This window comes from Aquiflexum sp. (assembly GCF_977115555.1).
The window spans coordinates 1-1,876 of the sequence record NZ_CDSBKL010000589.1; the positions used below are offsets into that span (position 1 = coordinate 1).

At 39.6% G+C, this 1,876-nt stretch carries 2 protein-coding genes; both read left to right on the top strand.

Translation table 11 applies throughout. From position 1 onward, the window contains the following. Positions 1 to 17: 17 nt before the first annotated feature. Positions 18 to 725, top strand: a complete 708-nt coding sequence (locus ACZFYI_RS19845; protein ID WP_462525853.1) for a DsbA family oxidoreductase — start codon at positions 18 to 20, stop codon at positions 723 to 725. Between the two features lie 515 nt (positions 726 to 1,240). Continuing rightward, a complete protein-coding gene (locus ACZFYI_RS19850; RefSeq protein WP_462525854.1) occupies positions 1,241 to 1,744 on the top strand; it encodes a winged helix-turn-helix domain-containing protein in 504 nt (167 codons plus the stop codon). The last annotated feature ends 132 nt before the right edge of the window (positions 1,745 to 1,876 follow it).

The window sequence follows — 1,876 nt, forward strand, 5'->3', positions numbered from 1 at the left end:
GTAAAATAATCTGAAATATGAAAATTGAAATCTGGTCGGACATCATGTGTCCATTTTGTTATATAGGAAAAAGAAGGCTTGAATCGGCTCTAGCGGATTTTGAATATGCAGATCAGGTTCAGATTGAATGGAAAAGCTTCCTTCTCAATCCTGATATGGTGACTGACCCTTCCAAAAGTACACTTGAATATTTGTCGGAAACCAAAGGTTGGAGCAAGGCACAGACCTATCAAGTAACTCAGCAGGTAGTAGAAATGGCTGCAGGGGAGGGATTGACATACCATATGGATAAAACTGTCGTAGCCAATGCCAAGAATGCGCATCGCCTTTTGCAACTCGCCAAGACCCTGGGCAAAGGAGATGAAATGAAGGAAAGGTTGTTGAAGGCCTATTTTACCGAAGGTGCCAATATTGATGATAAATTAACCTTGACAAAATTGGCTATGGAGGTGGGGCTTGAGAGTGGGAGGGTTCTGCAATGTCTTGATTCCAACGAGTTTTCCGACAAGGTAGATCAGGATATATATGAATCCAGGCTGATCGGTGTGAGAGGAGTTCCTTTTTTTGTCGTGGACAGAAAATATGGGATATCAGGAGCGCAGCCCAAAGAGGCTTTTGAACAGACGATCAGCAAAGCATGGGAAGATTTTGTGACGACAAATCCTATTCTGCAGGTTGCGGAAAATCAAGATGGAAGCAGTTGTGACTTGGAAGGGAATTGTTAATTAGGATTTTGAAAATCTACCATTTTTCACTTGATGAATTTAACTGCAAAATGGTTTTTGGTTAGGATTTTCGGAATCATGCCTTAGAATGATTTGGGGCTGGTTTTTCAGATGTATTATTGAATTATTAAATGCCGGCCGAGATGCCGGTATTTTTTATTTATCTAATCAGTATTTTTTTTCGGTAAGAGTTTTTGATACCAAATTCATTTATTCCATGCTGAATTTCATTTTTCTTTTTGTTAAGGTGTTTGTTTATAAAATATTATTTATCAGGCACTTATATACGGTTAAGAAATCTTTTGGTAGCACTTGTTTGTTTATTTTCCCCGAGTAATTTTGTTACTCATGAGTAAAGAATTTACTCGGTAATGCCAAGTCTTTTGCTGTGACTGAAAGGGCGAAGCTGGGTTTATTTGGGTAATCAAATAATTGAATTTGGGTGCTCAAATAACTGAATAATGGAATTTTTAATTGTCTGCTTTACTCTTTGACTGCTATCTCGCCCTTCTAAAATGCTCGACTCCATTGTCACCTCCAAAACTCGGGTCAAACTTCTACTGAAGTTTTTCTCCCACAACAATTCAAGTTATTTGCGGTCGCTCGCCAAGGAATTTGATGAATCCACCAATGCTGTGCGTGTGGAACTCAACAGGCTGACTGATGCAGGTCTGTTGAAGGCGGGAGATGAAGGTAAAACCAAGATGTACCGCGCCAACAATGAGCATCCTTTTTTCCAAGAAATCAGTAACATGGTGTCGAAGTTTTTGGGATTGGACCAATTGCTGGAGCAGGTCGTCAGCAGGCTTGGCAATGTGGAAAAGGCTTACATCGTTGGAGATTTTGCCAAAGGTATCGATTCGGGCACTATTGAGATGGTTTTGATTGGAAAAGAGATAGACCTTGAGTACCTGGATTTTCTTGTAAACAAGACTTATGAAAAAGTCAAGAGAAGGATCAAGGTGTCGGTTTTGGAGGAAGAATTGGGAGAGGTGGGGGGATTGCTGGTATTTGGCTAAGCGAAGTATGCCGGTTTGTACTTTTTAACAAAGTACAGGAATTCTCAATGGCCTTTAAAGGAATTATTCAACTAGAGCTGTTGGTAAAAAATAGATTAAACTAAAATTTCAACTCTATATTGGTCTACAAGT